Annotated in this window: 24 protein-coding genes; 8 read left to right on the forward strand and 16 right to left on the reverse strand. The window is 72.8% G+C overall.

Annotated features, from left to right (window positions below):
• Window positions 1-231 precede the first annotated feature (231 nt).
• The 3 genes from H283_RS0107905 to H283_RS0107915 all read left to right on the forward strand — a co-directional run bounded on the left by H283_RS0107905 (window position 232) and on the right by H283_RS0107915 (window position 1,612).
• Window positions 232-543: a hypothetical protein gene (locus H283_RS0107905; protein WP_020142979.1), complete on the forward strand. Its 312-nt coding sequence runs from the start codon at window positions 232-234 to the stop codon at window positions 541-543.
• Window positions 540-1,031 (forward strand): hypothetical protein, encoded by a 492-nt coding sequence (locus H283_RS0107910; RefSeq protein WP_020142980.1) that lies wholly within the window; start codon window positions 540-542, stop codon window positions 1,029-1,031. The genes H283_RS0107905 and H283_RS0107910 overlap by 4 nt, the downstream gene beginning before the upstream one ends.
• Before the next feature lie 83 nt (window positions 1,032-1,114).
• A complete protein-coding gene (locus H283_RS0107915; protein WP_020142981.1) occupies window positions 1,115-1,612 on the forward strand; it encodes a DUF2505 domain-containing protein in 498 nt (165 codons plus the stop codon).
• A gap of 67 nt (window positions 1,613-1,679) precedes the next feature.
• Here H283_RS0107915 and pruA read toward each other — a convergent pair whose 3' ends face one another.
• From pruA to H283_RS0107960, 8 genes are all read right to left on the reverse strand, one after another.
• On the reverse strand, window positions 1,680-3,308 hold the full coding sequence (pruA, locus tag H283_RS0107920; RefSeq protein WP_020142982.1) for an L-glutamate gamma-semialdehyde dehydrogenase: 1,629 nt from the start codon (window positions 3,306-3,308) through the stop codon (window positions 1,680-1,682).
• A 125-nt stretch (window positions 3,309-3,433) separates the two neighbouring features.
• Window positions 3,434-3,832, reverse strand: coding sequence for a DUF4870 domain-containing protein (locus H283_RS0107925; RefSeq protein WP_020142983.1), 399 nt, complete (start codon window positions 3,830-3,832; stop codon window positions 3,434-3,436).
• Window positions 3,833-3,990: 158 nt separating this feature from the next.
• Window positions 3,991-4,704 (reverse strand): SGNH/GDSL hydrolase family protein, encoded by a 714-nt coding sequence (locus H283_RS0107930; RefSeq protein ID WP_020142984.1) that lies wholly within the window; start codon window positions 4,702-4,704, stop codon window positions 3,991-3,993.
• 60 nt (window positions 4,705-4,764) lie between these two features.
• Window positions 4,765-5,610 carry an alpha/beta hydrolase gene (locus tag H283_RS24405; RefSeq protein WP_020142985.1) on the reverse strand — a complete coding sequence of 282 codons (846 nt, stop codon included), beginning with the start codon at window positions 5,608-5,610 and terminating at the stop codon, window positions 4,765-4,767.
• A 234-nt stretch (window positions 5,611-5,844) separates the two neighbouring features.
• Window positions 5,845-6,447 (reverse strand): TetR/AcrR family transcriptional regulator, encoded by a 603-nt coding sequence (locus H283_RS0107940; RefSeq protein WP_020142986.1) that lies wholly within the window; start codon window positions 6,445-6,447, stop codon window positions 5,845-5,847.
• A 39-nt stretch (window positions 6,448-6,486) separates the two neighbouring features.
• Window positions 6,487-7,824, reverse strand: coding sequence for a phosphotransferase (locus tag H283_RS27140; RefSeq protein WP_020142987.1), 1,338 nt, complete (start codon window positions 7,822-7,824; stop codon window positions 6,487-6,489).
• Between the two features lie 7 nt (window positions 7,825-7,831).
• Window positions 7,832-8,272, reverse strand: a complete 441-nt coding sequence (locus H283_RS0107955; RefSeq protein WP_020142988.1) for a hypothetical protein — start codon at window positions 8,270-8,272, stop codon at window positions 7,832-7,834.
• Window positions 8,272-9,693 carry a wax ester/triacylglycerol synthase family O-acyltransferase gene (locus tag H283_RS0107960; RefSeq protein ID WP_020142989.1) on the reverse strand — a complete coding sequence of 474 codons (1,422 nt, stop codon included), beginning with the start codon at window positions 9,691-9,693 and terminating at the stop codon, window positions 8,272-8,274. The genes H283_RS0107955 and H283_RS0107960 overlap by 1 nt, the downstream gene beginning before the upstream one ends.
• Window positions 9,694-9,733: 40 nt before the next feature.
• Between H283_RS0107960 and H283_RS0107965 the strand changes: the two genes are divergently transcribed.
• Complete coding sequence (locus tag H283_RS0107965; RefSeq protein WP_043648576.1) at window positions 9,734-10,120, forward strand: hypothetical protein; 387 nt, start codon at window positions 9,734-9,736, stop codon at window positions 10,118-10,120.
• 2 nt (window positions 10,121-10,122) lie between these two features.
• Complete coding sequence (locus H283_RS0107970; RefSeq protein ID WP_196805937.1) at window positions 10,123-11,502, forward strand: hypothetical protein; 1,380 nt, start codon at window positions 10,123-10,125, stop codon at window positions 11,500-11,502.
• A gap of 14 nt (window positions 11,503-11,516) precedes the next feature.
• On the opposite strand, the gene H283_RS0107975 is transcribed toward H283_RS0107970, so the two are convergent.
• Complete coding sequence (locus tag H283_RS0107975; protein WP_020142992.1) at window positions 11,517-12,971, reverse strand: hypothetical protein; 1,455 nt, start codon at window positions 12,969-12,971, stop codon at window positions 11,517-11,519.
• Window positions 12,968-13,630: a hypothetical protein gene (locus H283_RS0107980; protein ID WP_020142993.1), complete on the reverse strand. Its 663-nt coding sequence runs from the start codon at window positions 13,628-13,630 to the stop codon at window positions 12,968-12,970. The genes H283_RS0107975 and H283_RS0107980 overlap by 4 nt, the downstream gene beginning before the upstream one ends.
• Window positions 13,631-13,915: 285 nt before the next feature.
• Between H283_RS0107980 and H283_RS0107985 the strand changes: the two genes are divergently transcribed.
• On the forward strand, window positions 13,916-14,143 hold the full coding sequence (locus H283_RS0107985; protein WP_020142994.1) for a helix-turn-helix domain-containing protein: 228 nt from the start codon (window positions 13,916-13,918) through the stop codon (window positions 14,141-14,143).
• A 21-nt stretch (window positions 14,144-14,164) separates the two neighbouring features.
• Here the strand turns inward: H283_RS0107985 and H283_RS0107990 are convergent, their stop codons facing one another.
• Window positions 14,165-14,710 (reverse strand): hypothetical protein, encoded by a 546-nt coding sequence (locus H283_RS0107990; protein ID WP_028785421.1) that lies wholly within the window; start codon window positions 14,708-14,710, stop codon window positions 14,165-14,167.
• Between the two features lie 140 nt (window positions 14,711-14,850).
• Here H283_RS0107990 and H283_RS0107995 point away from each other — a divergent pair, with 140 nt between their 5' ends.
• A complete protein-coding gene (locus H283_RS0107995; RefSeq protein WP_020142996.1) occupies window positions 14,851-15,918 on the forward strand; it encodes a LysM peptidoglycan-binding domain-containing protein in 1,068 nt (355 codons plus the stop codon).
• Window positions 15,918-16,457, forward strand: a complete 540-nt coding sequence (locus H283_RS24420; protein ID WP_051103562.1) for an Rv3235 family protein — start codon at window positions 15,918-15,920, stop codon at window positions 16,455-16,457. Before H283_RS0107995 ends, H283_RS24420 begins: the two co-directional genes overlap by 1 nt.
• A 100-nt stretch (window positions 16,458-16,557) precedes the next feature.
• Here the strand turns inward: H283_RS24420 and secA are convergent, their stop codons facing one another.
• The 5 genes from secA to H283_RS24425 form a co-directional block, all read right to left on the reverse strand.
• The gene (secA, locus tag H283_RS0108005; RefSeq protein WP_020142997.1) at window positions 16,558-19,404 is read right to left on the reverse strand and encodes a preprotein translocase subunit SecA; all 2,847 of its coding nucleotides are present in this window, start codon (window positions 19,402-19,404) and stop codon (window positions 16,558-16,560) included.
• A gap of 202 nt (window positions 19,405-19,606) precedes the next feature.
• Entirely contained in the window at window positions 19,607-20,845 is a 1,239-nt protein-coding gene (locus H283_RS0108010; protein ID WP_051103563.1) for a winged helix-turn-helix domain-containing protein, read from the reverse strand.
• A 78-nt stretch (window positions 20,846-20,923) separates the two neighbouring features.
• Window positions 20,924-21,607, reverse strand: coding sequence for a response regulator transcription factor (locus H283_RS0108015; protein ID WP_020142999.1), 684 nt, complete (start codon window positions 21,605-21,607; stop codon window positions 20,924-20,926).
• A gap of 135 nt (window positions 21,608-21,742) precedes the next feature.
• A complete protein-coding gene (hpf, locus tag H283_RS0108020) occupies window positions 21,743-22,396 on the reverse strand; it encodes a ribosome hibernation-promoting factor, HPF/YfiA family (protein WP_020143000.1) in 654 nt (217 codons plus the stop codon).
• 268 nt (window positions 22,397-22,664) lie between these two features.
• The gene (locus H283_RS24425; RefSeq protein WP_020143001.1) at window positions 22,665-23,441 is read right to left on the reverse strand and encodes a ComF family protein; all 777 of its coding nucleotides are present in this window, start codon (window positions 23,439-23,441) and stop codon (window positions 22,665-22,667) included.
• Between the last annotated feature and the right edge of the window lie 220 nt (window positions 23,442-23,661).

The raw sequence follows: 23,661 nt of genomic DNA on the forward strand, positions 1-23,661 counted from the left end.
GATTCGAGTCTGTTCGAGTGACGCTGACATGCGGTCGTCGGATTCCTCACCGTGTGGCCCGTACGGCGGCACGTCGTTGTGCCGCCCATCTCACCATGTGAGCCTATCCCCGTCGGCGTCCAGGCCCGAACCACCCCCGCCGGACACGGCGCGACTGTGACGCGAGTGATGGACGGGACAGGCGGTGGAGAACTCCGGGGCGCCTGGACGCGCAGTCCCTAGAGTGGTGCCATGACCGAGGGGAGCCGGGTGGCGGGTGCTGCGGACCCCGCGACGCTCCGAGCCCTCGCCGCCGGCCGGTCGACGACGCGGACGCTCTCCGACGACGTGCTGACGCACCTTCCCGACCTCGGCGACCTGCCCACGCAGCGCGCGCTCGACACGTGGGTCGAGCAGGCGGCCGACACCCTCCGGGCCCTGTCGGAGGCGCTCGAGGAGCGGCTGCTCGACCTCGGCGCCGGCCCCGGGCGGGCACCCGCCGGCGTCGACGAGCACCTGCCGCGCGACGCCCGCCCTGCCCCGCAGGCGGGTGACACCCGATGAGCCTCTCCCCCGGTGACCCCGGCTCGACGTCGGCGCTCGGCGGTGCCCTGCGCACCCAGGCCCACCGGCTCGCCGACCTCGTCGTCGACCTCGACACGGCCGCGCGGCGGGCGGGGCGCACCGGGGCGCCCGACCCGACAGGCCACGAGCGCGACCTCGTGACCCGCGTCGCGACCGAGCTCGACCGGGTCGGCGGTCTGCTCCAGTCCTGGACCACGACCGCCGTCGAGTCGGCGGCCCGCGTCCGCGCCCTCGAGCCGGCCCTGACGCGCTGCGACCTGACGATCGACGGTCGGATTGTCGTCGAGTGCTCGGGCCCGAGCCGCGTCGAGCCGGGCGAGCGCCTCGCCGAGCGCGAGCGGCTCCAGGAGCTGCTCAACCGCGTGACGGCGGCGCGTTCGCGCGAGCTGGCCCGGCTCCGCCGCGAGCTCGAGACCTCCGGCACGACACTCGCGACCTTGTCCGACCGCGCCCGTTCGGGCACCTGAGCGCCACCCGGTGCCGGGCCCGCGACCCGGCCTCACGGCATACGTCCTCGGGGTGTGGTGGACGGTGCAATAGCGTGTCGGCCATGAAGATCTCCGAGACGATCACGTATGCCGCCCCGCCCGAGACCGTCTACGCCATGGTCACCGACGCGGCCTTCCAGGAGCGCAAGTGCGTCGAGGCCCACGCCCAGCGGCACGAGGCCGCGGTCAGCCCGGCGGGCGACGGCGCCCGCGTCGTGACGAAGCGCGACCTGCCCGCCGACGACCTCCCCGACTTCGCGAAGTCGATCGTCGGCCCGACCCTCTCGGTGACGGAGACCTACGAGTGGGGTGGGGCCGCCGGTGACGGCACGCGCACCGGCACCCTCACGGTCGAGGTGGCCGGGGCTCCCGTCGCGATGCGGTCGAGCGTGCGGCTGGCCCCGGCCGGCGGCGGCACCCAGATCAGCATCGACGGCGACCTCAAGGCCTCGATCCCGCTCTTCGGTGGCAAGGTCGAGAAGGCCGCCGCGCCTGCCGTCATCGACGCGATCCGCAGCGAGCAGCGCACCGGCAACGCCTGGCTGTCCGAGCGCGCCTGACCGCCTGCACGACGCTGGGCCCGCCTCCTGACGGAGACGGGCCCAGCGGTATACGTCCTCGGGCGGGTCAGCCCATGTGCGGGTAGGTGTGGTTCGTCGGGGGGACGAACGTCTCCTTGATCGAGCGGACGCTCGTCCAGCGCAGCAGGTTCTGCGCGGCGCCTGCCTTGTCGTTGGTGCCGGACGCGCGGCCCCCGCCGAACGGCTGCTGGCCGACGACGGCGCCGGTGGGCTTGTCGTTGACGTAGAAGTTGCCGGCGGCGAAGCGCAGGCGCTTCGTGGCGTCGGCGATGGCGCGGCGGTCCTGGGCGATGATCGAGCCGGTCAGCCCGAAGGGCGCGAAGCGCTCCATCTGGTCGAGCACCGCGTCGTACTGCGCGTCGGGGAAGACGTGGACCGACAGGATCGGGCCGAAGTACTCGGTGCGGAAGGACTCGTCGGTGGCGTCCTTGATCTCGAGCACCGTCGGGCGCACGAAGTAGCCGACGGAGTCGTCGTAGGTGCCGCCGGCCACGACGTCGATGCCCCGGGTCGCGTGGGCCCGGTCGATGGCGTCCTTGTGCTTGGCGAACGCGCGGTCGTCGATGACGGCACCCATGAAGTTGGACAGGTCGGTGACGTCACCCTGGGTCAGGCCGTTGGTGATGTCGACGAGATCGCCCTTGATCTGCCTCCACACCGAGGCGGGGACGTAGGCGCGCGAGGCGGCCGAGCACTTCTGGCCCTGGAACTCGAAGGCGCCACGGATCATCGCGGTGCGCAGGACGGCCGGGTCGGCACTCGGGTGGGCGAGGATGAAGTCCTTGCCGCCGGTCTCGCCGACGAGGCGCGGGTAGGTGCGATAGCGGTTGAGGTTCGTGCCGACCTCGTGCCACAGGTGCTTGAACGTCGGCGTGGAGCCGGTGAAGTGGATGCCCGCGAGGTCCTCGTCGCGCAGGGCCGCCTTGCTGACGTTGATGCCGTCGCCCGTCACCATGTTGATGACGCCCGGGGGCATGCCGGCCTCCTCGAGCAGCTCCATCGTCAGCTGCGCCGCGAGCTGCTGGGTCGGGCTCGGCTTCCACACGACGGTGTTGCCCATGAGGGCCGGGGCGGTCGGCAGGTTGCCGGCGATCGCGGTGAAGTTGAACGGCGTGACGGCGTAGACGAAGCCCTCGAGCGACCGGTAGTCGGAGCGGTTCCAGATGCCCTTGGCGTTGAGCGGCGGCTGCTGCTCGAGGATCTGGCGGGCGAAGTGGACGTTGATGCGCCAGAAGTCGATGAGCTCGCACGCGGCGTCGATCTCGGCCTGGTAGGCGGTCTTGCTCTGGCCGAGCATCGTCGCCGCGTTGAGCCGGGCGCGCCACGGGCCGGAGAGCAGCTCGGCGGCCTTGAGCAGGATGGCGGCACGGTCGTCGAAGGACAGCTCGCGCCACATCGGGGCGGCGGCCTTGGCGGCGTCGACGGCGGCCTGGCCCTCCTTGACGGTGGCGTTGCGCAGCGCGCCTAGGACCTTGCGGTGGGCGTGCGGCTGGCGGACGGCGATCTTGCGACCGGTGCCGGTGACGCGCTCGCCGTTGATCGTGTGGGGCAGCTCGGTCTGGGTCGACCCCAGCTCGGCGAGAGCGACCTCGAGCGCGGCTCGCTCGGGCGAGCCCGGCGCGTAGTCGAGCACCGGCTCGTTGGCCGGTGCGGGCACGTGGGTCACGGCGTCCATCAAGTTCTCCTGCGGTTGGCACGGGGTCTCGCCCGGTTGCAGGCGAGTGGGGTGGTCCGCCTCGTGGGCGGAGCCACCCCATCGTTCCATGCCGGCCACCGTGCCCGTCAGCCCTGCCGGAGGGCTCAGTGCAGGACGGGGATGCTCCACGGGTAGCGGAAGCTCTCTCCGCGGCCGGCCGCCATCGCCGCCCTGATGTGGAACCACAGCGCGGCCACGACGGCGACGATCCACACGATGATCGCGACCGGGATGAGGATCACGGTGAAGAGCATGATCCAGCCGGCGATGATCGCGGCCCAGACGGCGAGGTTGAAGTTGAAGGAGTCGGCGGCAGCCTTGCGGACGAAGGCGCTGCGGTCCTTGTAGACGGCCCAGATGAGCAGCGGGCCGACGAAGCTGAGCCAGCCGACGGAGATGACGGCGGCGACGATGGCGGCGAGGTGGCCGAGGACGGCCCACGTGCGCTCGTCGCTGCTCGGGGTCAGGGACTGGCCGGACGGGTTCGGGATCGGTTGTGTCATGACCCCATCGTCGCGCGACCCGGGGCCTCGGCGCTGCCGGGGAGCGCCCTGACCCGACCCTGAGCCGCCCCTGACCGCCGGCGGCCGGCGTCGGGGTGGTGCAGCGGTCGCGCCGGGGTCCGACGCGGTGCGGGCGTCGGCCGCCTCAGGCGGCGCCGTCAGGCGGTCGCGCCCACGGCGTCGTCGACGACGAGGGAGCAGACCTCGCTCGTGGGGTCGGCGACGCCGATGGCCGACAGGAGGGTGAGGGTGAGCTCGTGGTGGCCGCGAGCGCCGGGGTGGAAGGTGTCGTCGAGCCATCCGTCGGGCGCGACGTCCCGTCCGGCCTCGGCAGCGGCCGCCTCCCAAGCGGCGGCATGGTCGACGACGAGCACCCCGAGGTCGCGCGCGACCTCACGCACCGCCTCGGCGTAGAGCGCGATGAGGCGAGGCCCGCGGCCGCCGTCCTCGAGCACCGGCGGGGGCGTCTGGAGCACGACCGTCGCTCCGACGTCGCGCGAGCGCTGGACGATCTGGTCCAGGCGGTAGCGGAAGCCGCGCACGCCGTCCTCCCCCGCCAGGATGTCGTTGGTGCCGAACATCACGAAGACCACGTCGGGCGCGAATCGCCCTGCCCGCCAGTGGAACTCGGGCAGAAGGTCTTCGGTCGTGGCCCCCGACACGCCGGAGTTGATGACGGCGTCCCCACGGCGGCCGAGCTCACCGCGGACGCGCTCGGCGAAGTGCTCGACGTAGCTGCGGTGGCCGTGCGTGTGCACGACACCCTGCGTGATGCTGTCGCCGAGGAAGACCCACGTCACGGGTGGTCCGGCCAGGATCTCGCGGAGGCGGTCGGCATCGCGGCGGGCGTACTCGTCAGCGGTGAAGTCCATCCGCGCAACGTAACAAGGGATGACGCGCCCGCGACTCCCCCGGACCAGCACGTGGGACGGTCAGGCGGCCCCGGCGCGGGCCCCCGCGCCCGTTGCCGAACGGTCGGCGGCGACGAGGTCCGGCCACGGCTGGGGACGGTCGTCGCCGTGCAGGCTGGCCTCGAGCGGGAGGCGGTCGACGAAGCGGGCGACGGCGCCCCCGACCGCGGCGTCCGCGAGCACCCGGCGATGCCCGAGCCCGGCGGTCGAGAGCAGCTCGGCCCCCGGCCAGGAATGCACGAGGCGCGCCGAGGGCTCGTGCGGCACCTCGCGGTCGAGCAGGTCGTGGACGACGAGCAGCTCGGGTCGATCGCGCCGCTCGAGCGAGGTCGCGATCGTCACGAGGTCGAGATCGTCGGGCGCGTAGCCGGTGCGCAGGCGGACGCGCTCGACGAGCCGGCGCGTCGTCCGCGCGCCCAGCCCCAGCTCGCCCCGAACGCGGACGAGCAGGTCGGGTATGCCGCTCGGCGGGGCGATGAGGACGAGCCGCTCGGCTGCCACCCAGCCGTCACGGATCGCCAGCAGCGCGGACAGGGCGCCCATCGAGTGTGCGACGACGGCCCGGGCCGGGCCGAAGCGCGCGGCGACGGCGTCGAGCGAACGACCGAGCTCGACCGCGTCGGACGAGCCGGAGCCGTGGACGCCCGGGTCCGAACGGCCGTGACCGAGCCCGTCGAAGGCGACGACCTGCAGGCCACGGTCCAGCAGGGGCGCCACGAGCGGGGTCAGCTGCTCGAGCGACCCGCCCCAGCCGTGCACGAGGTAGACGACCGGGCCCTCGCCCCAGACCCAGCCCCGCACGGATCGGCCGCGCAGCGCGACCTCGAAGGCCGAGCCGAGCAGCTCCCGGATCGGCGTCGCCCTCACGGGCGTGGCGACCGAGGGTCGGGCCGGGGGCAGGCGGAACCAGAGCCGTTCGGCGACCCGCGCTCCGACGTGAGGTGCCAGTGCCTCCGAGATCCGGAAGGCGACGTGAGTGGCGAGACGATGAATCGACCGATCGTTCGTGCTTTTCTGCGGAGATGAGAGTGCCATGACTGTTCCTTCGGGGTGGTGGGTCGGGACGTGTGGTCCGCACCGGACCGGGTGTGAGACTGAGGGTCAGGCCGAGCGGGCGACGGCCCGGCAGTCGTCGACGAGACGGTCGAAGGCCCGGCGCGCGCGCTCCTCGGCCCGACCGTCGCGCATCAGCCGACGCGCATGGTGGTGCGCGAGCACGATGCCCTCGAGCTCGTAGGCGAACTGCTCGGGGTCGACGTCGTCACGGAAGTGCCCCTCGGCCACGGCCGTGCCGACGATGAGGCTCACCGACTCGAGCTTGTCGCGCTCGGCGCGCACGAGCTCGTCACGGACGGGCCCCTCCTGGTCGTCGAACTCGCTCGCCGCGTCGACGAAGATGCAGCCGCCGTCGAACCCCGTGGACTGCCACGCGATCCAGCGGTCGAAGAACTCGCGCACGCGAGGCTCGCCCCGAGGGGCGGCCACGGTCGGGCGCATGACGACGTCGGTGAACATGTCACGGGCGTGCTGCAGAACCTGCACCTGCAGCGCCTCCTTGGAGGCGAAGTGGGCGTAGAGCCCGCTCTTGCTCAGCTTCGTCGCCGCGGCCAGCGTGCCGATGGTCAGCCCACCGAGCCCGACGAGCGACGCGAGCTCGGTCGCCTCGTCGAGAATCGCCGTCCTCGTGCTCTCACCCTTGCCCATGGCCTAATAAAAGCACGACCGTTCGGTCAGGACAAGGGGTCAGGGCATTGGCGCAGCCGGGCCCCGGGCGTCGCGCCCCCACTCCAGTCGCGTCACCACGAGGTCGAGGTCGCGCCGGAGCGCCCGGGAGGGGTCGTCGTGACCCTCCGTCGCCGGGTGCGCGGCGCGTCGGAGCGCCGCGAACCACGGTGCGAGCGCCCACCAGTCCCGGGCACGCGCCCGGGCGGCGTCGTCGACGTCGGCGGCCCCGGCCACGGCGTCCGCGAAGGCGGCCGATGTCGCGTTGAGCGCCCACGCGAGGTCGAGAGCCGGGTCGGTGACCCGTGCGTCGCCCCAGTCGATGACCCCGGACAGCCGCCCGTCTCGCGCGAGGACGTGCTCGCTCACGAGGTCCCCGTGGCACAGGGCCTGCTCACCCACCGTCGCCACCCGCTCGAGCAGCGCCTCCGCGGTCGAGCGGTGCTCGGGCGGCAGGAGGGGCAGCACGACGTGCCGGAACCGCTCCACCCGGGCGGCTCGCTCCACGTGGTCGTCGGCTGCCGACGGGCAGCCCGCATCGGCCGCGAGGGGAAGCGGCGTGGCGTGCAGGGCGTCGAGGAAGGCGGCGAAGACCTCGCCGTCCGCCGAGGTCAGGCGCGCCGGGTGGACGGGCCCGCCCGCCACGAGGACGTGCCGCAGCCGCAGCGGCGCACGGTCGAGCACGACCGGGCGGGGCACCTCCACCGGGAGCCCGTCCGCGATCGCCGGAAGCAGGACCGCCTCGGCGAGCAGGGCCGTCTCGACCTCGGGCCGGCGCGCGCTGCGGTCGACCCAGCGCTGCTCCACGAGCGTCGCCACGCTGTCCCACCCCTGTGGGAGCGGGACCCGGTCGGCATGCCATCCGCGCACGAGGGACGACCAGACGGCCACGCTGTCCGGCACGATGCTGTCGGACTCGTCGTCGAACCGGCGCACGAGCTCCTCGACCGTGACCCACTCGCCCCACGACACCTCCTCGGGCTGCCACCGGATCGGGCCGTCCCACGTCACGACGAAGCGGAAGGCCCGGTAGCGCGTGTGCTCGTCGGCGTAGTCCGCCACGCCCAGGGGCTCGAGCGGGACCCCGGAGACACCGAGCTCCTCCTCGACCTCCCGCACCGCGCCGACCGCGGGATCCTCACCCGCCAGGACGACCCCTCCGGCCGCGAGGTCGAGCAGACCCGGGTAGACGTCCTTCGTCGTCGTGCGGCGGTGGAGGTAGACGCGGCCGAGCGGGTCGCGCACGACGATCGACGACGCCGCGTGTCGCAGGTTGCGGGCGCGCATGACCGAGCGCGGGGACGATCCCGACACCCGACCGGCCTCGTCGTAGAGCGCGACCACCTCGTCGTCGGCCATGTGGGGCTCAGCCGAAGAAGGAACGCACGTCGTCGAGCTCGGTGACGTCGTACCAGAGCAGCTCGTCGGCCTCCTCGTCGACGTCGCCGGTCACCTCGTCGTCGACGTGGAAGGACGCGACCCGCGAGAGCGGCACCGGTGCCGTGAGCACGACCTTCGACACGGGCGCACCGTCACGCGGTGAGACCCACGCGGCATCCGCGTCCGCGGAGGCGACGACTCGACGGTCGGAGCGCACGGACCGCAGACCGGCCGCCGCTTCCACGGCGTCGCTGAAGGCGGCGTACTCGAGGTCCTCGACGTCGAGACCCGGCGCGGCCTGCTCGAGACCCGACGTCACGGCATACGCCGTCCGTGGGGTGCCCGGCCCGGCAGCGAGCGAGCCTGCGGTGGCGAGCTCCTCGAGGGCCGCCCGTCCGAGCGGCACGTAGACGCGCACGACCGGCATCAGGACTCCCTCCCGCTCGTCAGCTCGGCGAGCGACTCGACGATGGACTGGCCGAGCACGTCGACGTCGGGCATCGCATCGCGGTCGGCGTTGAGACCGAAGTAGACCCCTCCGTTGTAGGACGTGATGCCGATCGAGAGGGCCTGGCCCTTGGCGAGGGGCGTCACCGGGTAGGTCGAGAGCATCTCGGCCTCTCCGGCGTAGAGCGGCGTCTGTGGCCCGGGCACGTTGGTGATCATGACGTTGTAGAGGCGGCGCGACATCGCGGAGCCGAGGCGCGCCCCGAGGGCGTGCAGGGTCGGCGGGGCGAAACCGGCGAGGTTGGCGAGCGACGTCGCCCCGACCGCCTGGCCACCCTCCATCTGCTGACGCATCGCGAACGCGATCTGGTGCAGGCGCATCGAGGCCCCGGGCTCGCCGACCGGGAGGTTGACGACGCACGCCATGACCTGGTTGGCGTACATCCCCGCCGGGTCGTCGCCGTAGATGCTGACCGGCACCATGGCACGCACCGACGTGTGGGGGCTGACGGCCTCGCCGCGTCCGAGCAGCCACGCCCGGAAGCCGCCCGCGATCGTCGCGAGCACGACGTCGTTGATCGTCACGTCCTCGGCGTACGCGCCGCGGGCCAGCCGCTTGCGCACGAGGCGGTAGTCCTCGAGATCGGTCGCGATCATGACCCACCGGCGGGCCGAGCCGATCTCGGCGTTGAGGGGCGAGTCGGGCGCGGGGCGCGCGGCGGTGCGCGCGACCGTCGAGAGGACCTGGCCGGCCGACTCGACCGCACGCAGGCCGACGTTGAGGGCGTCGTTGAGGCCGCCGCGGACGAGGTCGACGACCTGCGTCGGACGGCGTACCGCGTCGATGACAGCGCCCGTGACGAGCTCGACCGACGACGGCGACCGGCTCGGCTCCCACGGCGCGACGACGTCGTCCTGGCCCTCGCCCTTGACGGCGTCGACGATGACGTGGGCGATGTCGAGGGCATTGACGCCGTCGATGAGCGCGTGGTGGGTCTTCGTGACGATCGCGAACCGTCCGTCGTGCAGGCCCTCCACGAGGTAGACCTCCCACAACGGGCGGGTGCGGTCGAGCTTGCGCGGCTGGACCCGGGCCACGAAGTCCTGCAGCTGCCGGTCGCTTCCCGGCCGCGGCAGGCCCGCGCGGCGCACGTGGTAGCCCATGTCGAAGGCCTCGTCGTCGACCCAGACGGGGTTGCCGATCCGGCCCGGGACGTCGCGGACCTTCTGCCGGAAGCGCGGGATCGCCCCGATCCGGCTCTCGATGATGCGGACGAGCTGGTCGTAGTCGAAGCCGTCGCGAGGAGGCTGGAAGACCATGACCGACCCGACGTGCATCGACGTGGTGGACTCCTCGAGGTAGAGGAACGACGCGTCGAGCGAGGTCAGGCGGTCAGACATGCTCACACTCTGCCAGACGCTCTTGCCTAGGATCGTGGCCATGCGTACGTTTCGCGCCCTCCCGTATGCCGTGTGCGCCCTCGCGCTCGTCGGCGCCGCCGCCTGCTCGTCCGGCACCCCCGATCCCGGGCCGAGCGGAGGCACCGGCGTCGTCTCGACGGGCAGCGTCAAGCGCCTCGAGGTGACCGTGACCGGGACGACCGTGACGCCTGCCCCGGCGCAGGTCGACCTGCCGATCGGCTCGACGCTCGAGCTCGTCGTGACGAGCGACCACGACGACGAGCTGCACGCCCACGGCTTCGACGTCGAGGCGACGCTCAAGGCCGGCACCCCGACGACCCTGCGTCTCACCGGCACCGAGGCCGGCCTCTACGAGGTCGAGACCCACGAGCCGGCCCTGACCCTGCTCACGGTCGCCGTCCGCTGACCGTGGCGTCCCCCTCGGCCGCACTCGCCTCCGCCCTCCCACCAGCCCTTCATCAGGTCGCCCCGGCTGTCGTCCCCGCCCACGGCGTCGGTAGCCGGGGAGACCTTCCCCTGCCGTTCACGGCCCTCGTCATCGCGGCGGTGGCGGCGCTCGTCATCTCGTTCGTGGCCATCGGCACGCTGTGGCGCGAGCCGCGGCTGCGCGACACCGACGGGGTGCTGCTGCCCGCGCCGGTCACCGCCCTCCTCGACTCGCGCTGGCTGCGTGTCGTGGCCCGGGTCCTCACGTGGATCGTCACGGTGTGGACCCTCGCGGCGCTCGTGCTCGGGCCCGACTCGGCCCGCAACCCCGTGCCCCACGTCGTCTACGTGTGGCTGTGGGTGGGGCTCGCCTTCTCCTCGATGCTCCTCGGCCCGGTGTGGCGCGTCATCAACCCACTCCGCGCGCTGCACGCCGGGCTGCTCCGCCTCGCCCGTGTCTCACCCGACCTGGCGGCCCTGCCCTACCGCTGGGGACTGTGGCCCGCGGCCCTCGGGCTCGGGACCTTCACGTGGGTCGAGCTCGTCGCCGAGGACAACACGTCGCTGGGCTTCCTGCGCGTGCTCGTCGCCGGCTTCGTCGCCGTGTCGCTGCTCGGCGCGGCGGTCTTCGGTCGCACGTGGTTCGACCACGCGGACCCCTTCGAGGCGTGGTCACGGCTGCTCGGCCTGCTCTCGCCGCTCGGTCGGCGCCGCGACGGTCGCTGGGTGCTGCGCACCCCCCTGCACGGCGTCAACGGCCTGCGCGGCCAGCGGGGCCTCGTGCCCACGGTCGCCGTCATGCTCGGCGGGACGGCATACGACGGCTTCTCGGCCAACCTCTCGTGGGCGACCTTCGTGCAGTCCTCCCCCGTGCCGTCGGCACTGCTCAGGACGGCCACCCTCCTCGCCTTCTTCGGCTTCGTGGCCGTGACGATCTGGCTGGCCTCGGTCGTGTCGATGAGGCTCGCCCGCGAGCCCTTCTCCCGCTCGTTCTCCTTCGTCAGCGACATCGCCCCGTCGCTGATCCCCATCGCCGGCGGCTACGTCATCGCGCACTACTGGTCGCTCTGGGTCTATCAGGGGCAGTACGCGTGGCGTCTGCTCACCGACCCGCTGGGCACGGGCGCCGACCTGCTCGGGACCGCGGACCTCACCCCGAACGACCTGCTCATCCAGCCGACGCTCGTAGCGACGATCCAGGCCGTGAGCATCGTCGTCGGGCACCTGCTCGGCGTCCTCGCCGCCCACGAGCGGGCGATCACGGTCCTCGACCGTCGCTCGGCCGTCCTCGGTCAGGTCCCGCTCATGGTGGTCATGGTCTTCTACACGCTCGGAGGCCTGACGATCCTCTTCGCACCCTGACCCGGCGCGTTGCCTCAGGCTCGGACGGCACTCGACGACCGGCGCCCACGACCCCGGCGGCGGGCCCGCTCGCTCCGCTCGCCACGCTCGGTCGGCGTCACCGTCCACGGCAGCAGCCCGGTCGCGAGGTCGGCCACGGCATGACGGACGGGCGAGTCCGGCACGTGCTCGACGACCGAACGCCCGGCGAGCAGGGCCGAGTCGACGGCCGCGGTGTCGTCGGGCACGAACCGCACGGACGCGAGCCCGGCGAACCGCAGGAGCGAGTCGGCGATGCGGGACTGGGGACGGGAGCCGACCGCGCCGCTGCGCACCCGGTTGACGACGGGCACGGGCTCGCCGGACGGCACCGTGCCGAGCTCCTGGAGGCCCCGGACGAAACGCTGGAGCGCGACCGGGTCGGCGCCGCCCACCGCGACGACGAGGTCGGAGGCGGCCAAGGAGGTCAGCGTGGCCTCGTTGCGTCGCGGGGCCACCGTGTCGTAGCTGAGCTCCTCGTCGTCCTCGAGGCAGAAGCCGCAGTCGACGACGACGACCTGCACGAGCGACCGGCTCAGCTCGAGGACCCGCTCGAGCGCCGCGGCGCGCACCTCGGGCCACCGCTCCGCCTTGGGCAGGCCGGTCAGCACGCGGAGTCCAGGGACGACCATTGGGGCGATGCGCGAGAGCGCGGGCAGGTCGAGCAGGCCCTGGTCGGCAGCACGACAGGCCGCCGCGACGCCCGGCGCCTCGTCGAGCAGCCCCAGGGTCTGGGCAACGCAGCCCCCGTAGGTGTCGGCGTCGACGAGCAGCACCTCGACGCCACGGCCGGCGACCTCTGCGGCCAAGGTCGTCGCGACGGTCGTGCGACCGGGCGCGCCGGTCGGCCCCCAGACCGCGATGACGGGCGCACGCTCGGGGCCACGCCGCGAACCGGTCCCTCGCCCCACGGCCGTGTCGTCCCCGGACGGGTCGCCGGCATCGAGCGAGCCGACGCGCTCACGGCCCGCGGTGACGCCGTCGGAGCCTGCAGGACGCCACCCCGCGCCGTCGGTCGGGCCCTGCGGGTGGTCGGGTGCGGCGTGCTGGCCGGCGCCGACGCCGTCCTCGCCACTCAGAGCCGCCTCGAGGTCGTCGGCCGCGCCCGCGCCCTCCTGCAGCGAAAGCTCCCACCGGTCGGTCCCCGCGTCGACCGGGAGAGTCACCGTGACCGTCAGCTGGCGCAGACGTCGCTCGGCGGTCTCGTCGTCGGCTGGGTGCACCCCGATCACGCGGATCCGGTTGGCGCGCAGGCGATTCACCACCATGAGGTCGAGGCCCCGCAGGTCGGAGGAGACGACGGCGGTGTCGCCGAGACCCGCGTCGGCGACCGACAGCAGCTCGGACACGTCGGCACACCGCCGCGTCACGGTCACGTCGCGCAGACCCTCGAGCGTCGTCGCGACCGACGACTCCCACTGGTGGCTGAGGGCGGTCAGGACCTCGGTCATGCGCCGCCGCCGGAGACCGCCCCGACGGAGGGGACGAGGGTCAGCTTCGCCTCGCCGTCCACGGCTTCGACGAGCGGCTGGACCTTGTCGGCCGGCACGTAGATCTGCACCGACGTCATCGAGCCCGAGCCGAAGCCTCCGCTGCTCGTCATCACCGCGGCCACGGCCGCGGACTCGAGCACCTTCTTCGTCGGGGTGGTGGCCGCGTCGCTCGTGGACGCGGCCTTGGGCGTGACGAAGACGTCGACGCGGCTCCCCCGGGCCAGTCCCGTCGTCGACATCGCGTCGGCGCGGACCGTGACCCGCTGGACGGCGACGGCATCAGCGTCGCCGACGGCGGACACGGGCACCAGCTCACCAGCGCGCACGTCACGCACCATGAACGAGCCGGTCGGCGGCGGGGCGTCGGCGGTGAGGTAGGCGTTCATCCCATCCGCGAGTCGCACGTCGGCGCGCACGAAGGAGGCCTCCTCGACCTCGTCGCCGGTCACGAGGTTGCTCGCCGCGACCCACACCGGCACGCGGTCGTCGGCGCTGGCGACGGCCTTGGCCCCCAGCGTCGCGGCGACGACGACGAGCAGCACACCGACGACGAGTCGGCTGTCGCGCCAGGACGGTCGTTGCAGGCGCTTGGCGCTGGGACTGGCCAGCTCGGTCATGTGGGCCCCCTGTGGTCCGCTCGGCGATGGCTGCGGCCCGCCGCACGACACCGGGCGGACGCGGCAACATCTTGCATCAGGCGGGCGCAGACCGCCCGTCAGGATGCACGGCTGGGGACGACCGGCGAATGACGACGGCCCGGATCCCTAGGATGGGGTCGTTCCCTGCCCTCGACCCGCGAGCCCGTGCCGCAGTCGGGAGGCACCGGCCGTGTCCGGACGCGCCGCGGGGGGTACGGGTGTGGTCGAGGCCGTCGACAGACGGTGCCCAGAGGAGGAGTCAACGTGGCCCAGCGGTTCCTGCAGCTCGCCGAGGTGTCGGAGATCCTCAACATCTCCTCCGCCCAGGCGTACGCCCTCGTGCGCTCCGGAGAGCTGCCGGCCATCAAGATCGGCGGACGGGGCCAGTGGCGCGTCGAGGCCACCGAGCTCGAGGGCTACATCCAGCGGATGTACGCCGAGACGAAGTCGTTCGTGCAGGCGCACCCGTTCGGGGGCTCCGCCGAGGAGTGACGCCAGCCCGGTCCCGGCTCCTCAGAGCCGGCGGACCGAGCCGAGCGACCAGAAGGGCACGAGCGACCGCCCGGTGACGTTGGCCGATCGACGGGCCTCGTCGGCCGCGTGCTCGGCGATCTCGAGGTGATCGGATCCCACGACGTCGATGGTCCCCGTGGAGGCGTGCCCGTCGACGTCCACGACCTCGACGACCGCGCGGTCGCGGCTCACCGCCCGGAGGGCCGCCCCCAGGCCGAACCGCCGGGCCACGACCGAGGGCGTCCGAGCCCCCGGCAACAGCCCCGCCACCCCGCGGACCGCCGGGAGAGCCACGAGGACGGGACGTCCCGGTGCGATCTCGAGGAGTGCCCAGTCGGGCCCCACGTCGACGAGCCGACCCGTGAGCACGCCGTGGCGCACCCGCAGCCCGACGTGCGTCGCACCGACGTTCGCGAGCAGCCGGGTGTGCGCGTCGAGCAGCGCGCGCTCGCGCCGCGTGCGGTCGGCGACCTCGGCCTCGAGCTCGCGCACGTCGCCCAGCGCGAGCTGCGCCTCGAGGTCGTCGAAGAGCCGGTCCCAGCGCATGCGCACACCCTCCCCTGCCCCGGCGGCGCGAGCCACCCGACGATTCTTGACCAACATCATACTTGACCAAACGCAAGCAAACTGCATTCAATGAAGACATGAACAGGGGAATGCGGTCGGCAACACGTCACGGACCGGAAGTGCGCACCGAGGCTCGACAAGGCCAGGAGCTCGACCACGCGGGCGGGCCCCACCCCGCCCAGCGGCGCCGGCCCGGCCCGAACGCCCCGCTCCTGCGTGAGGTCGGGGCCGGCGCCGTCGGGCTGGCCGTCGCCGTCATGACCCTCCTGACCCTCGTGACCGTGGCACAGCGCGGCAGTCGCACGGTCGACCCGGGCCGGCCGGACGACGTCCTCCTGCTCGCTCTCGCCTGGACGGGCGTCGTGCTCGCGGCGTGGCTGGCTCTCGGGTGCCTGTTCGCCGTTGCCTCCCTGCTCCCGGGCGCAGCAGGACGGGTGGCCCGAGAGGTCGCCGACCGGGTCACCCCGACCACGGTGCGCAAGGTGCTGACCCTCGTGCTCGGCGCCTCGGTCGGCTCGATCGCCCTGCCCCCGCCGCCCGTCTCGGGCGCCGGTGCCGCTCCGACGGCACACGGCCCCGGAGCTCAGACGTCGCTCACCGACCCGATCGCCGCACCGGACCTGACGCCCGGCTACACGCCGAGCGCCGGGTCCACCGCGTCCACCGTCCCGTCACGGTCGTCCGACTCGCTGCTCGCCGGCGTCCCCGACCTCCCCCGGCTGTCCAACGATCCGGGCTATTCCCCCACCCCACGCACCCGGCAGGGCAGCGACGCACCTGCGCCCCCGAGGCCGCCCGACGGACCCGGCTACCTCCCGACCCAGCCCGTCCCGGTGCTCCAGGCGGACCGGTCACAGCTCATGGCGCCGACCCCGCGTCCCGCCGCTTCGGCGCACGACCTCGTCACCGTGCGCCGTGGCGACTCGCTGTGGACGATCGCCGCCCGACATCTCGGTCCGGACGCCTCCGACGCACAGATCTCCCGCGAGTGGCCGAGGTGGTATGCCGCCAACCGCGAGGTCGTGGGTGACGACCCCGACCTGATCATCCCGGGAGTGCAGCTGCGTCCACCCTCGAGCGCCTCGTCAGCGCCGGACACCAGCGAGGCCCGCGCAGCCGTGCCGCGACTGTCCGGCACCGACGTCCGCACCGGCGACGGCGCCCCCGCAGAGCAGGGAGCGCGGTGATGACGCGAGCGAGCACCGCACGCGGCCCGGCCGGCAGGTCCGCCCGGGACGGCTTCACCGTCCGGCGCATCCCCCAGACGGCGCCTCGCATCATCAGCGCCGACGAGGCCTGGCACGGGGAGCCGCCCTACGCCCAGGACGCCCTCGCCCTCGACTTCTTCGGCGCGCGCGACGACGAGGACTTCGGCCGGCAGCCGACCCGCACGAGCCTGCTCCCGGAGCCGGGACCGCTCGTGGCGCGCCTCGCGCAGGCCATCGTCGAGGTCGTCTCTGGCCAGCGCCCCGCTCCGCAGCTCATCCGGCACACCGCGCCGACGATCTACTCGGTCATCGCCCGGCAGGCCATGGTCGCCGGCCGGCGTCGCACTCCCGGCCCGCGCCGCTCGGCGGTCGTGCGTCGGGTGCGCGTGTGCGAGCCCGCCGACGGCATCGTCGAGGCCTGCGCGGTCGTCGTGTCCCATGGGCGGGTCCGGGCCCTGGCCCTGCGGCTCGAGGGCCTCGACGGACGGTGGCTCGTCACGGCGCTCACCATCGGCTGACCGCCCGCGACGTCGGCGGCCGCGCACGCGTCACACGACCCGGGTGGGCGTGCAGACGGCCCGGGCTCCCTCAGGGGCCCGGGCCGTCGTCCACGCTGCGTCAGCGGCGCTTGCGCTTGACCTTCTTGCCGCGACGGTCGGCCTTGCGCTCGACCGTCTGCTGGCCGCCGGTCTCGACGGCGCGGCCGTCCTCACCGGGGGCGGTGTAGTGCAGGGCAGCCGGGCGCTGCGACTCGGGGTCGAGGTCGACGCCGGAGACCCGCACGCCGGAGCCGAACGGGCGACGTCCCGCGGCGGCGGCCTCAGCCTCCTCGTCCGTCTCGCCGTTGCGGGCGGCGGCACCGGTCGCGTCGTCGGCCACGTGGGCGGCGGCGGCGGCGAGGCCGCCGACGAGGTCCCCGACCGACATCGGCGCTGCGCCGACGGGAGCGGCGGCCGCCTCGGGCAGCTGCACCTCGACGGAGAAGAGGTGGCTCACCGACTCCTCCTTGATGGCCTCCATCATCGCCTCGAAGAGCTGGAAACCCTCGCGCTGGTACTCGATGAGCGGGTCGCGCTGGGCCATGGCCCGCAGGCCGATGCCCTCCTGGAGGTAGTCCATCTCGTAGAGGTGCTCGCGCCACTTGCGGTCCAGGACCGACAGGACGACCCGGCGCTCGACCTCGCGCATCGTCTCCGAGCCGAGCGTCTCCTCCCGCTGGTCGTACGCGTGGTGGGCGTCGGACATCAGCTGCTCGCGGAGCAGGTCGGCGGTGATGGCCTGGCGACCGCCCGCCATGTCCTCGACCGCCTCGATGGTGACCGAGACGGGGTAGACCTGACGCATCGCGTCCCAGAGCTTCTCGAGGTCCCAGTCGGCCGCGAAGCCCTCGGCGGTGGCGGCGTCGACGTACGAGCCGACGACGTCGTTGACGAAGAGGCGCAGCTGCTCGTGGAGGTCCTCACCCTCCAGCACCGCGCGGCGCTCGTCGTAGATGACCTGGCGCTGGCGGTTCATGACGTCGTCGTACTTGAGGACGTTCTTGCGGATCTCGTAGTTCTGCGCCTCGACCGAGCCCTGGGCCTTCTGGATCGAGTTCGTCACCATCTTGGACTCGATCGGCACGTTGTCCTCCATGCCGGCGGTCTGCATGAAGCGGTCGACGAGACCCGCGTTGAACAGGCGCATGAGGTCGTCGTTGAGCGAGAGGTAGAAGCGCGACTCGCCCGGGTCGCCCTGGCGACCGGAACGGCCACGCAGCTGGTTGTCGATGCGGCGCGACTCGTGGCGCTCGGTGCCGAGGACGTAGAGGCCGCCGAGCTCGGTGACCTCCTCGTGCTCGGCCGCGACCTCGCGCTCGGCGGTGGCGAGCGCCTCGTCCCAGGCGGCTTCGTACTCCTCCGGCGTCTCGTGCGGGTCGAGCCCGCGGCGCTTCAGCTCGGCGACGGCCCGGAACTCGGAGTTGCCGCCGAGCATGATGTCGGTGCCTCGACCGGCCATGTTCGTCGCGACGGTGACAGCGCCCTTGCGGCCGGCTTCGGCGACGATGGCGGCCTCTCGCTCGTGCTGCTTGGCGTTGAGGACCTCGTGCTTGATGCCGCGCTTCTTCAGCTGCTGCGAGAGGTACTCGCTCTTCTCGACCGACACGGTGCCGACGAGCACGGGCTGACCGACGGCGTACTTCTCGGCGATGTCGTCGACGACGGCGTCGTACTTGGCGACCTCCGTGCGGTAGACGAGGTCGGCCTGGTCCTTGCGGATCATCGGGCGGTTCGTCGGGATCGGGATGACGCCGAGCTTGTAGATCGAGTTGAGCTCGGCGGCCTCGGTCTGGGCCGTACCCGTCATGCCCGAGAGCTTGCCGTACATGCGGAAGTAGTTCTGCAGGGTGATCGTGGCGAGCGTCTGGTTCTCGTTCTTGATCTCGACGCCCTCCTTCGCCTCGATGGCCTGGTGCATGCCCTCGTTGTAGCGGCGGCCCGGGAGCATGCGTCCCGTGTGCTCGTCGACGATGAGGATCTCGCCGTTCATGACGACGTAGTCCTTGTCCTTCTTGAACAGCTCCTTGGCCTTGATGGAGTTGTTGAGGTAGCCGATGAGCGGCGTGTTGACCGTGTCGTAGAGGTTGTCGATGCCGAGGAGGTCCTCGACGCGCGCGATGCCGGACTCGAGCACGCCGACGGTGCGCTTCTTCTCGTCGACCTCGTAGTCGCCGCGTCCGTCCTCGCCACGGTTGAGGCGGGCCGCGATGCGGGCGAACTCGACGTACCACTTCGTCGCGAGGTCGGCCGGGCCGGAGATGATGAGCGGCGTGCGGGCCTCGTCGATGAGGATCGAGTCGACCTCGTCGACGATGCAGAAGTTGTGGCCGCGCTGGACGAGCTCGGCGGGGTCCCACGCCATGTTGTCGCGGAGGTAGTCGAAGCCGAACTCGTTGTTCGTGCCGTACGTGATGTCCTTGGCGTACTCGGCGCGCCGCTGCTCGGGCGTCATCTGGCTAAGGATGCAGCCGGTCTCCATGCCGAGGGCGCGGTGGACGCGACCCATGAGCTCGGACTGGTACTCGGCGAGGAAGTCGTTGACGGTGATGACGTGGACGCCCTTGCCCGACAGGGCGTTGAGGTAGCTGGGGAGCGTCGCGACGAGGGTCTTGCCCTCACCGGTCTTCATCTCGGCGACGTTGCCCATGTGCAGCGCGGCGCCGCCCATGACCTGGACGTCGAAGTGCCGCTTGCCGAGGGTGCGCTTGCTCGCCTCGCGGACGGCCGCGAACGCCTCCGGCAGCAGCATGTCGAGGGTCTCGCCCTTGTCGAGGCGCTCACGGAAACCCTTGGTCTCGTCGCGCAGCTCCTCGTCGGTGAGCTTCTCGAAGTCGGCCTCGAGGGCGTTGACCTGCTTGGCGATGCCCTGGAGCTTCTTCAGGGTCCGGCCTTCGCCGGCGCGAAGCAGCTTCTCGATGACGGCCATCTGGTGATCTCACTCCCGACTGAACGTGTGGACTCGCCCGGTGGGCGGGCTCCATCGCCCGTGATGGGTCACGGGACCCGCCTAGGCTAGCCGCCTTCCGGACACAACGACCAACGCATCGGCGCGCGGCCCGGTTCCGGCGCCGTGGGCGGCCCCGTCCGCGCCGCTGCCCGAGGGCGTATGCCGGGTGGCCGGGACGCGCTCAACCGCCCGCGGCCGCGCCCGTCGGGTCGACGGACCGGTCGGTCGGCAGGTCGACGCGACCGAGCCCGAGCCAGGCGGCCATCGACTCGAGGTTGGCGAGCAGGGCCGGGCGCGCCTCGGCGGGCGCCCCGGGCTCCCAGGTGACGCGGTGGCAGCGCAGCACGCCGGCGACGCGGTCGGCCTTGAGGTCGCACCGCGCCACGAGGGCGTCTCCGTGGAGGAAGGGCAGGACGTAGTAGCCGTGGACGCGCTTCTCGGCGGGTGTGTAGATCTCGATGCGGTAGTGGAAGTCCCAGAGGGCGTGGATGCGCTCACGCTGCCAGACGAGCGAGTCGAAGGGGCTGAGGAGGGCTTCGGCGTGGACGCGTCGGGGCAGCCGGGCCTCGGCGTGCAGCCAGGCCGGCTTCCAGCCCGGCACGGTGACCGGGACGAGCTCGCCGTCGGCGACGAGGCGGGCGATGGCCGGGCGGGCGTCCTCGCGCCTGATCCGGAAGTAGTCGGCCAGGCACAGCTCGGTGCCGACACCGTGGGCCCGGGCGGCGATGCGGACGAGATCGAGGTAGCGGTCGGGGTCGGCATCCGGGCCGGGACGGTCGATCCAGCTCTCACGCAGCGGCGGCGGCCCGGTGGTCGCGAGCGCGGCGTAGCGTCGCTCGAACTGGGAGGTGCGCCCCGCCGAGCTGATCTGTCCGGCCCAGAAGAGGTACTCGAGGGCCTGCTTGACGTCGGACCAGTTCCAGCCCCAGTGGTCGGTGCGCCGGGGCTGGTCGTGCGCGAGGGCCACCTCGACCTCCCGCGCCGTCATCGGGCCGCGGGCCTCGACCTCGGCCCGCACGAGGTCGACGTAGTCAGGGCGCTCCTCGAGGATGCGCCGCATGCCGCCCCAGGCCTTCTCGGCGGCCGCGCGCATGCGGAAGTCGAGCAGCGGCCACGTCGAGGGCGGGACGAGGCTCGCCTCGTGGGCCCAGTACTCGACGAGACGTCTCGGGGCGCGGTCGCGGGCCCGGTCGAGCAGCCCCGGGTCGTAGGGCCCCAGCCGGGAGAAGAACGGGAGGTACTGGCTCCGGGCGAGCACGTTGACGCTGTCGATCTGGACGACCCCGACCCGGTCGACGACGCGCTGGACGTGGCGCATCGTCGCGCTGAAGGGCTCGGGGCGGGGATCGAGGAAGCCCTGGGCGGCGATGGCGGTGCGGCGCGCCTGCGCCCGCGTCATCCGGCGCGTGGCAACGGTCATGGACGGTGCTCCTGGGCGACTCGGCCCGGTCGGCGTGGTGGTCGGTCGTGGTGGTCGTGTGCTCGCGGCCGGTCGGCGTCAGTCGGGGTCGATGAGCCGCTGGCGGACGGCATACATCGCCGCCTCCATGCGCGAGTGCATCTGCAGCTTGTCGAGGATGTTGCGGATGTGGTTGCGCACGGTGTTCTCGGAGATGAACAGCTCGGCGCCGATCTCACGGTTGAGCTTGCCCTTGGCGACGCTGCGGAGGATCTCGAGCTCGCGGTGCGTCAGCCGCGGCAGCTCCAGCCCCGGCGTCGGGGCGGGCGGCACGTCCTTCTGGCTGATCGCCTTGAACTCCTCGAGCAGCTTGGACGCCATGAGGGGCGAGAGGAGCGACTGGCCTTGGAAGACGCTGCGGATGCCGGCTGCCACCTCCTCGGGAGGCACGTCCTTGAGGAGGTAGCCGTTGGCTCCGGCTCGGACGGCCTCGAAGAGGTTGGCCTCGTCGTCGGAGCTCGTCAGCATGAGGATGCGCGCCGAGGGCACCCGCTGCTTGATGACCCGGCACGCGTCGATGCCCCCACGCTTGGGCATGCCGACGTCCATGACGATGACGTCGGGGAGGATCTCCTCGGCCTGGTCGACCGCCTCGATCCCGTCGGCCGCCTCACCGACGACCTCGATGCCGTCCTCCGTCGACAGGACGGTCTGCAGACCCCGACGGTAGAGGGCGTGGTCGTCGACGATGAGGACACGGATGACGTCGGGGGGTGGGTTCACCGCTCCATCTTGGCCCAGACCACGGACACGACGCCCGATGGAGCGCCCGCGTCGGCGCGGCGGGGCCCGGACGCCCGTCGGGGCGCCCCCGGCACGGGGACGCCCCGACGCCGTCGACGTCCGGGGAGCAGGGGATCAGCCCGTGGCGGCGACGGCGGCGTCCGCGTCGGTCTCGAGGTGCAGCACCCCGTAGCTCCAGCCGCGGCGCCGGTAGACCACGCTCGGACGGTCGGTGTCTGCGTCGTGGAAGAGGAAGAAGTCGTGTCCGACGAGCTCCATCTGGTTGACGGCGTCCTCGAGCGACATGGGCGCGGCCGTGTGGATCTTCTCGCGGACCTCGATGGGTGAGTTGCCGAGCGCACCGAAACGCTCGAGGTCGTCGACGCGACCGTCACCGGCGTCGCCGGCTGCGGAGTCGTCGGGGGCCGCGCCGTTCGCCGAGGCGTCGATACGGGCGGTCGCCTGCGCGACCGATTCGGGGATGCGTCGTCCGCGACTGACCTTGCGCTTGTCGTGCACCCGCCTCAGGCGGTCCATGAGCTTGTCCACGGCCGCGTCGAGAGCGGCGTACTTGTCGTCGAGACAAGCCTCCGCCCGGATCACGGGACCCTTGGCGTGGCACGTGATCTCGACCTTCTCGGACCCACGGGCGACCCGCTCGTGGGTGACGACGACGTCGATGCGGTGCACCTTGGGCGCGAGCGCGGGCACCTTGGCCAGTCGCTCGTCGAGCTGCTCACGGAATCGGTCGGGGATCTGGACGTGGCGTCCAGTGACGACGATCTCCACGGTTCCTCCTTGATCGCGCACGTCTTCTTCGTGCGGGCAGTGAGAGTGTTTCCGGGCCTCTGGTCACCTAGGACGGGCCCGCGGTCGACGCGGCACCACCCCTTCCTGTCGATCACGTCCCCGAGGTCGGCCGGCAGGCCGTTCCCCGTGGGACGGGGGTCCATGACTCGACACTACTGGGGCCGCGCGCCCACTGGAAGGCGTGCCGGACATCCCCCTGCACCATCACACGCACGGCGCCCGCCGGCGCCTCGCCGGCCGCCACGCGTCAACCGCGGGTCCGCTGGGTGGCTGCCAGCGAGGCCCCCACGACGGACTCGGCACCGGCAGCCCGCAGCGCCCGGGCGGCCTCGGCGAAGGTGGCCCCCGTGGTCACCACGTCATCGACGAGCAGGCATCGTCGGCCCCGGATCACGTTGTGCCACAAGGGGATCACTGAGAGGGCCCCAGCGAGGTTGCCGCGGCGTTCGACCGTCCCCAGTCCGGACTGGTCCTCCACCCGCCGCACATGACGCAGGGCAGGGGCCACCCGGAGCGCCGGCCCGGGTCGCCCGACGAGCTGTGCGACCGCTGCCTCGCACAGGCCCGTCATCGGCGTGTCGCCCCGCTCACGGACGGCGCGTCGCGAGGAGGGAGCCGGGACGACGAGCACGACCCCGGCGTCCCAACCGACGCCGGCCAGCGCTGCGTCGAGCGACCCGGCGAGGAGGGGCACGAGGACGGCCTCGAGGTCGCGCCGGCCGGCGTCCTTCCACGCGGACACGGCCGCGCGGAGCGGGTCGGCGTAGACGCCCCAGGCGTGCACGGGCGGCATGCCGTCCGGGACGGGATGCGGCACGACCCAGGGTCCGCCGCCGTGCACGCGCGCGTCGCCCTGCGCCCCGCGCGGACGCGCCGGGTGACCACCGGCGTCACGCGCGGGGGGTGCCCCGAAGGCCAGGCCCTCGAGGGCACGTCTGCACCGAGCACACCAGACGGCACCCGGACGGAGGCACCCGCCGCACTCCCGCGGCAGGACGAGGTCGACGAGGTCGCTGTCGCGCACCCTGGCCACGCCGTCCGAGAGGACGGCACCGATCGCTCGCCCGAGGTCCCCGATCCTTCGCCCCGCGCCCCCGTCGCGGTGCGGAGGGCCCGCCAGCCCTGACCCGCGACGTCTTCGCACGCATCCAGCCCACCTCACGGCGGGTGCGAGGGTCCAGACCCGCGGCCGTCACTGGGGACGAGTGCCGTCGGGCGTGCCGGGGTGTGGACGGCCCGCGCGG

Origin of the sequence: Terracoccus sp. 273MFTsu3.1, from assembly GCF_000383675.1 — a bacterium.
In the GTDB taxonomy this organism is placed as follows: Bacteria; Actinomycetota; Actinomycetes; order Actinomycetales; family Dermatophilaceae; genus Terrabacter.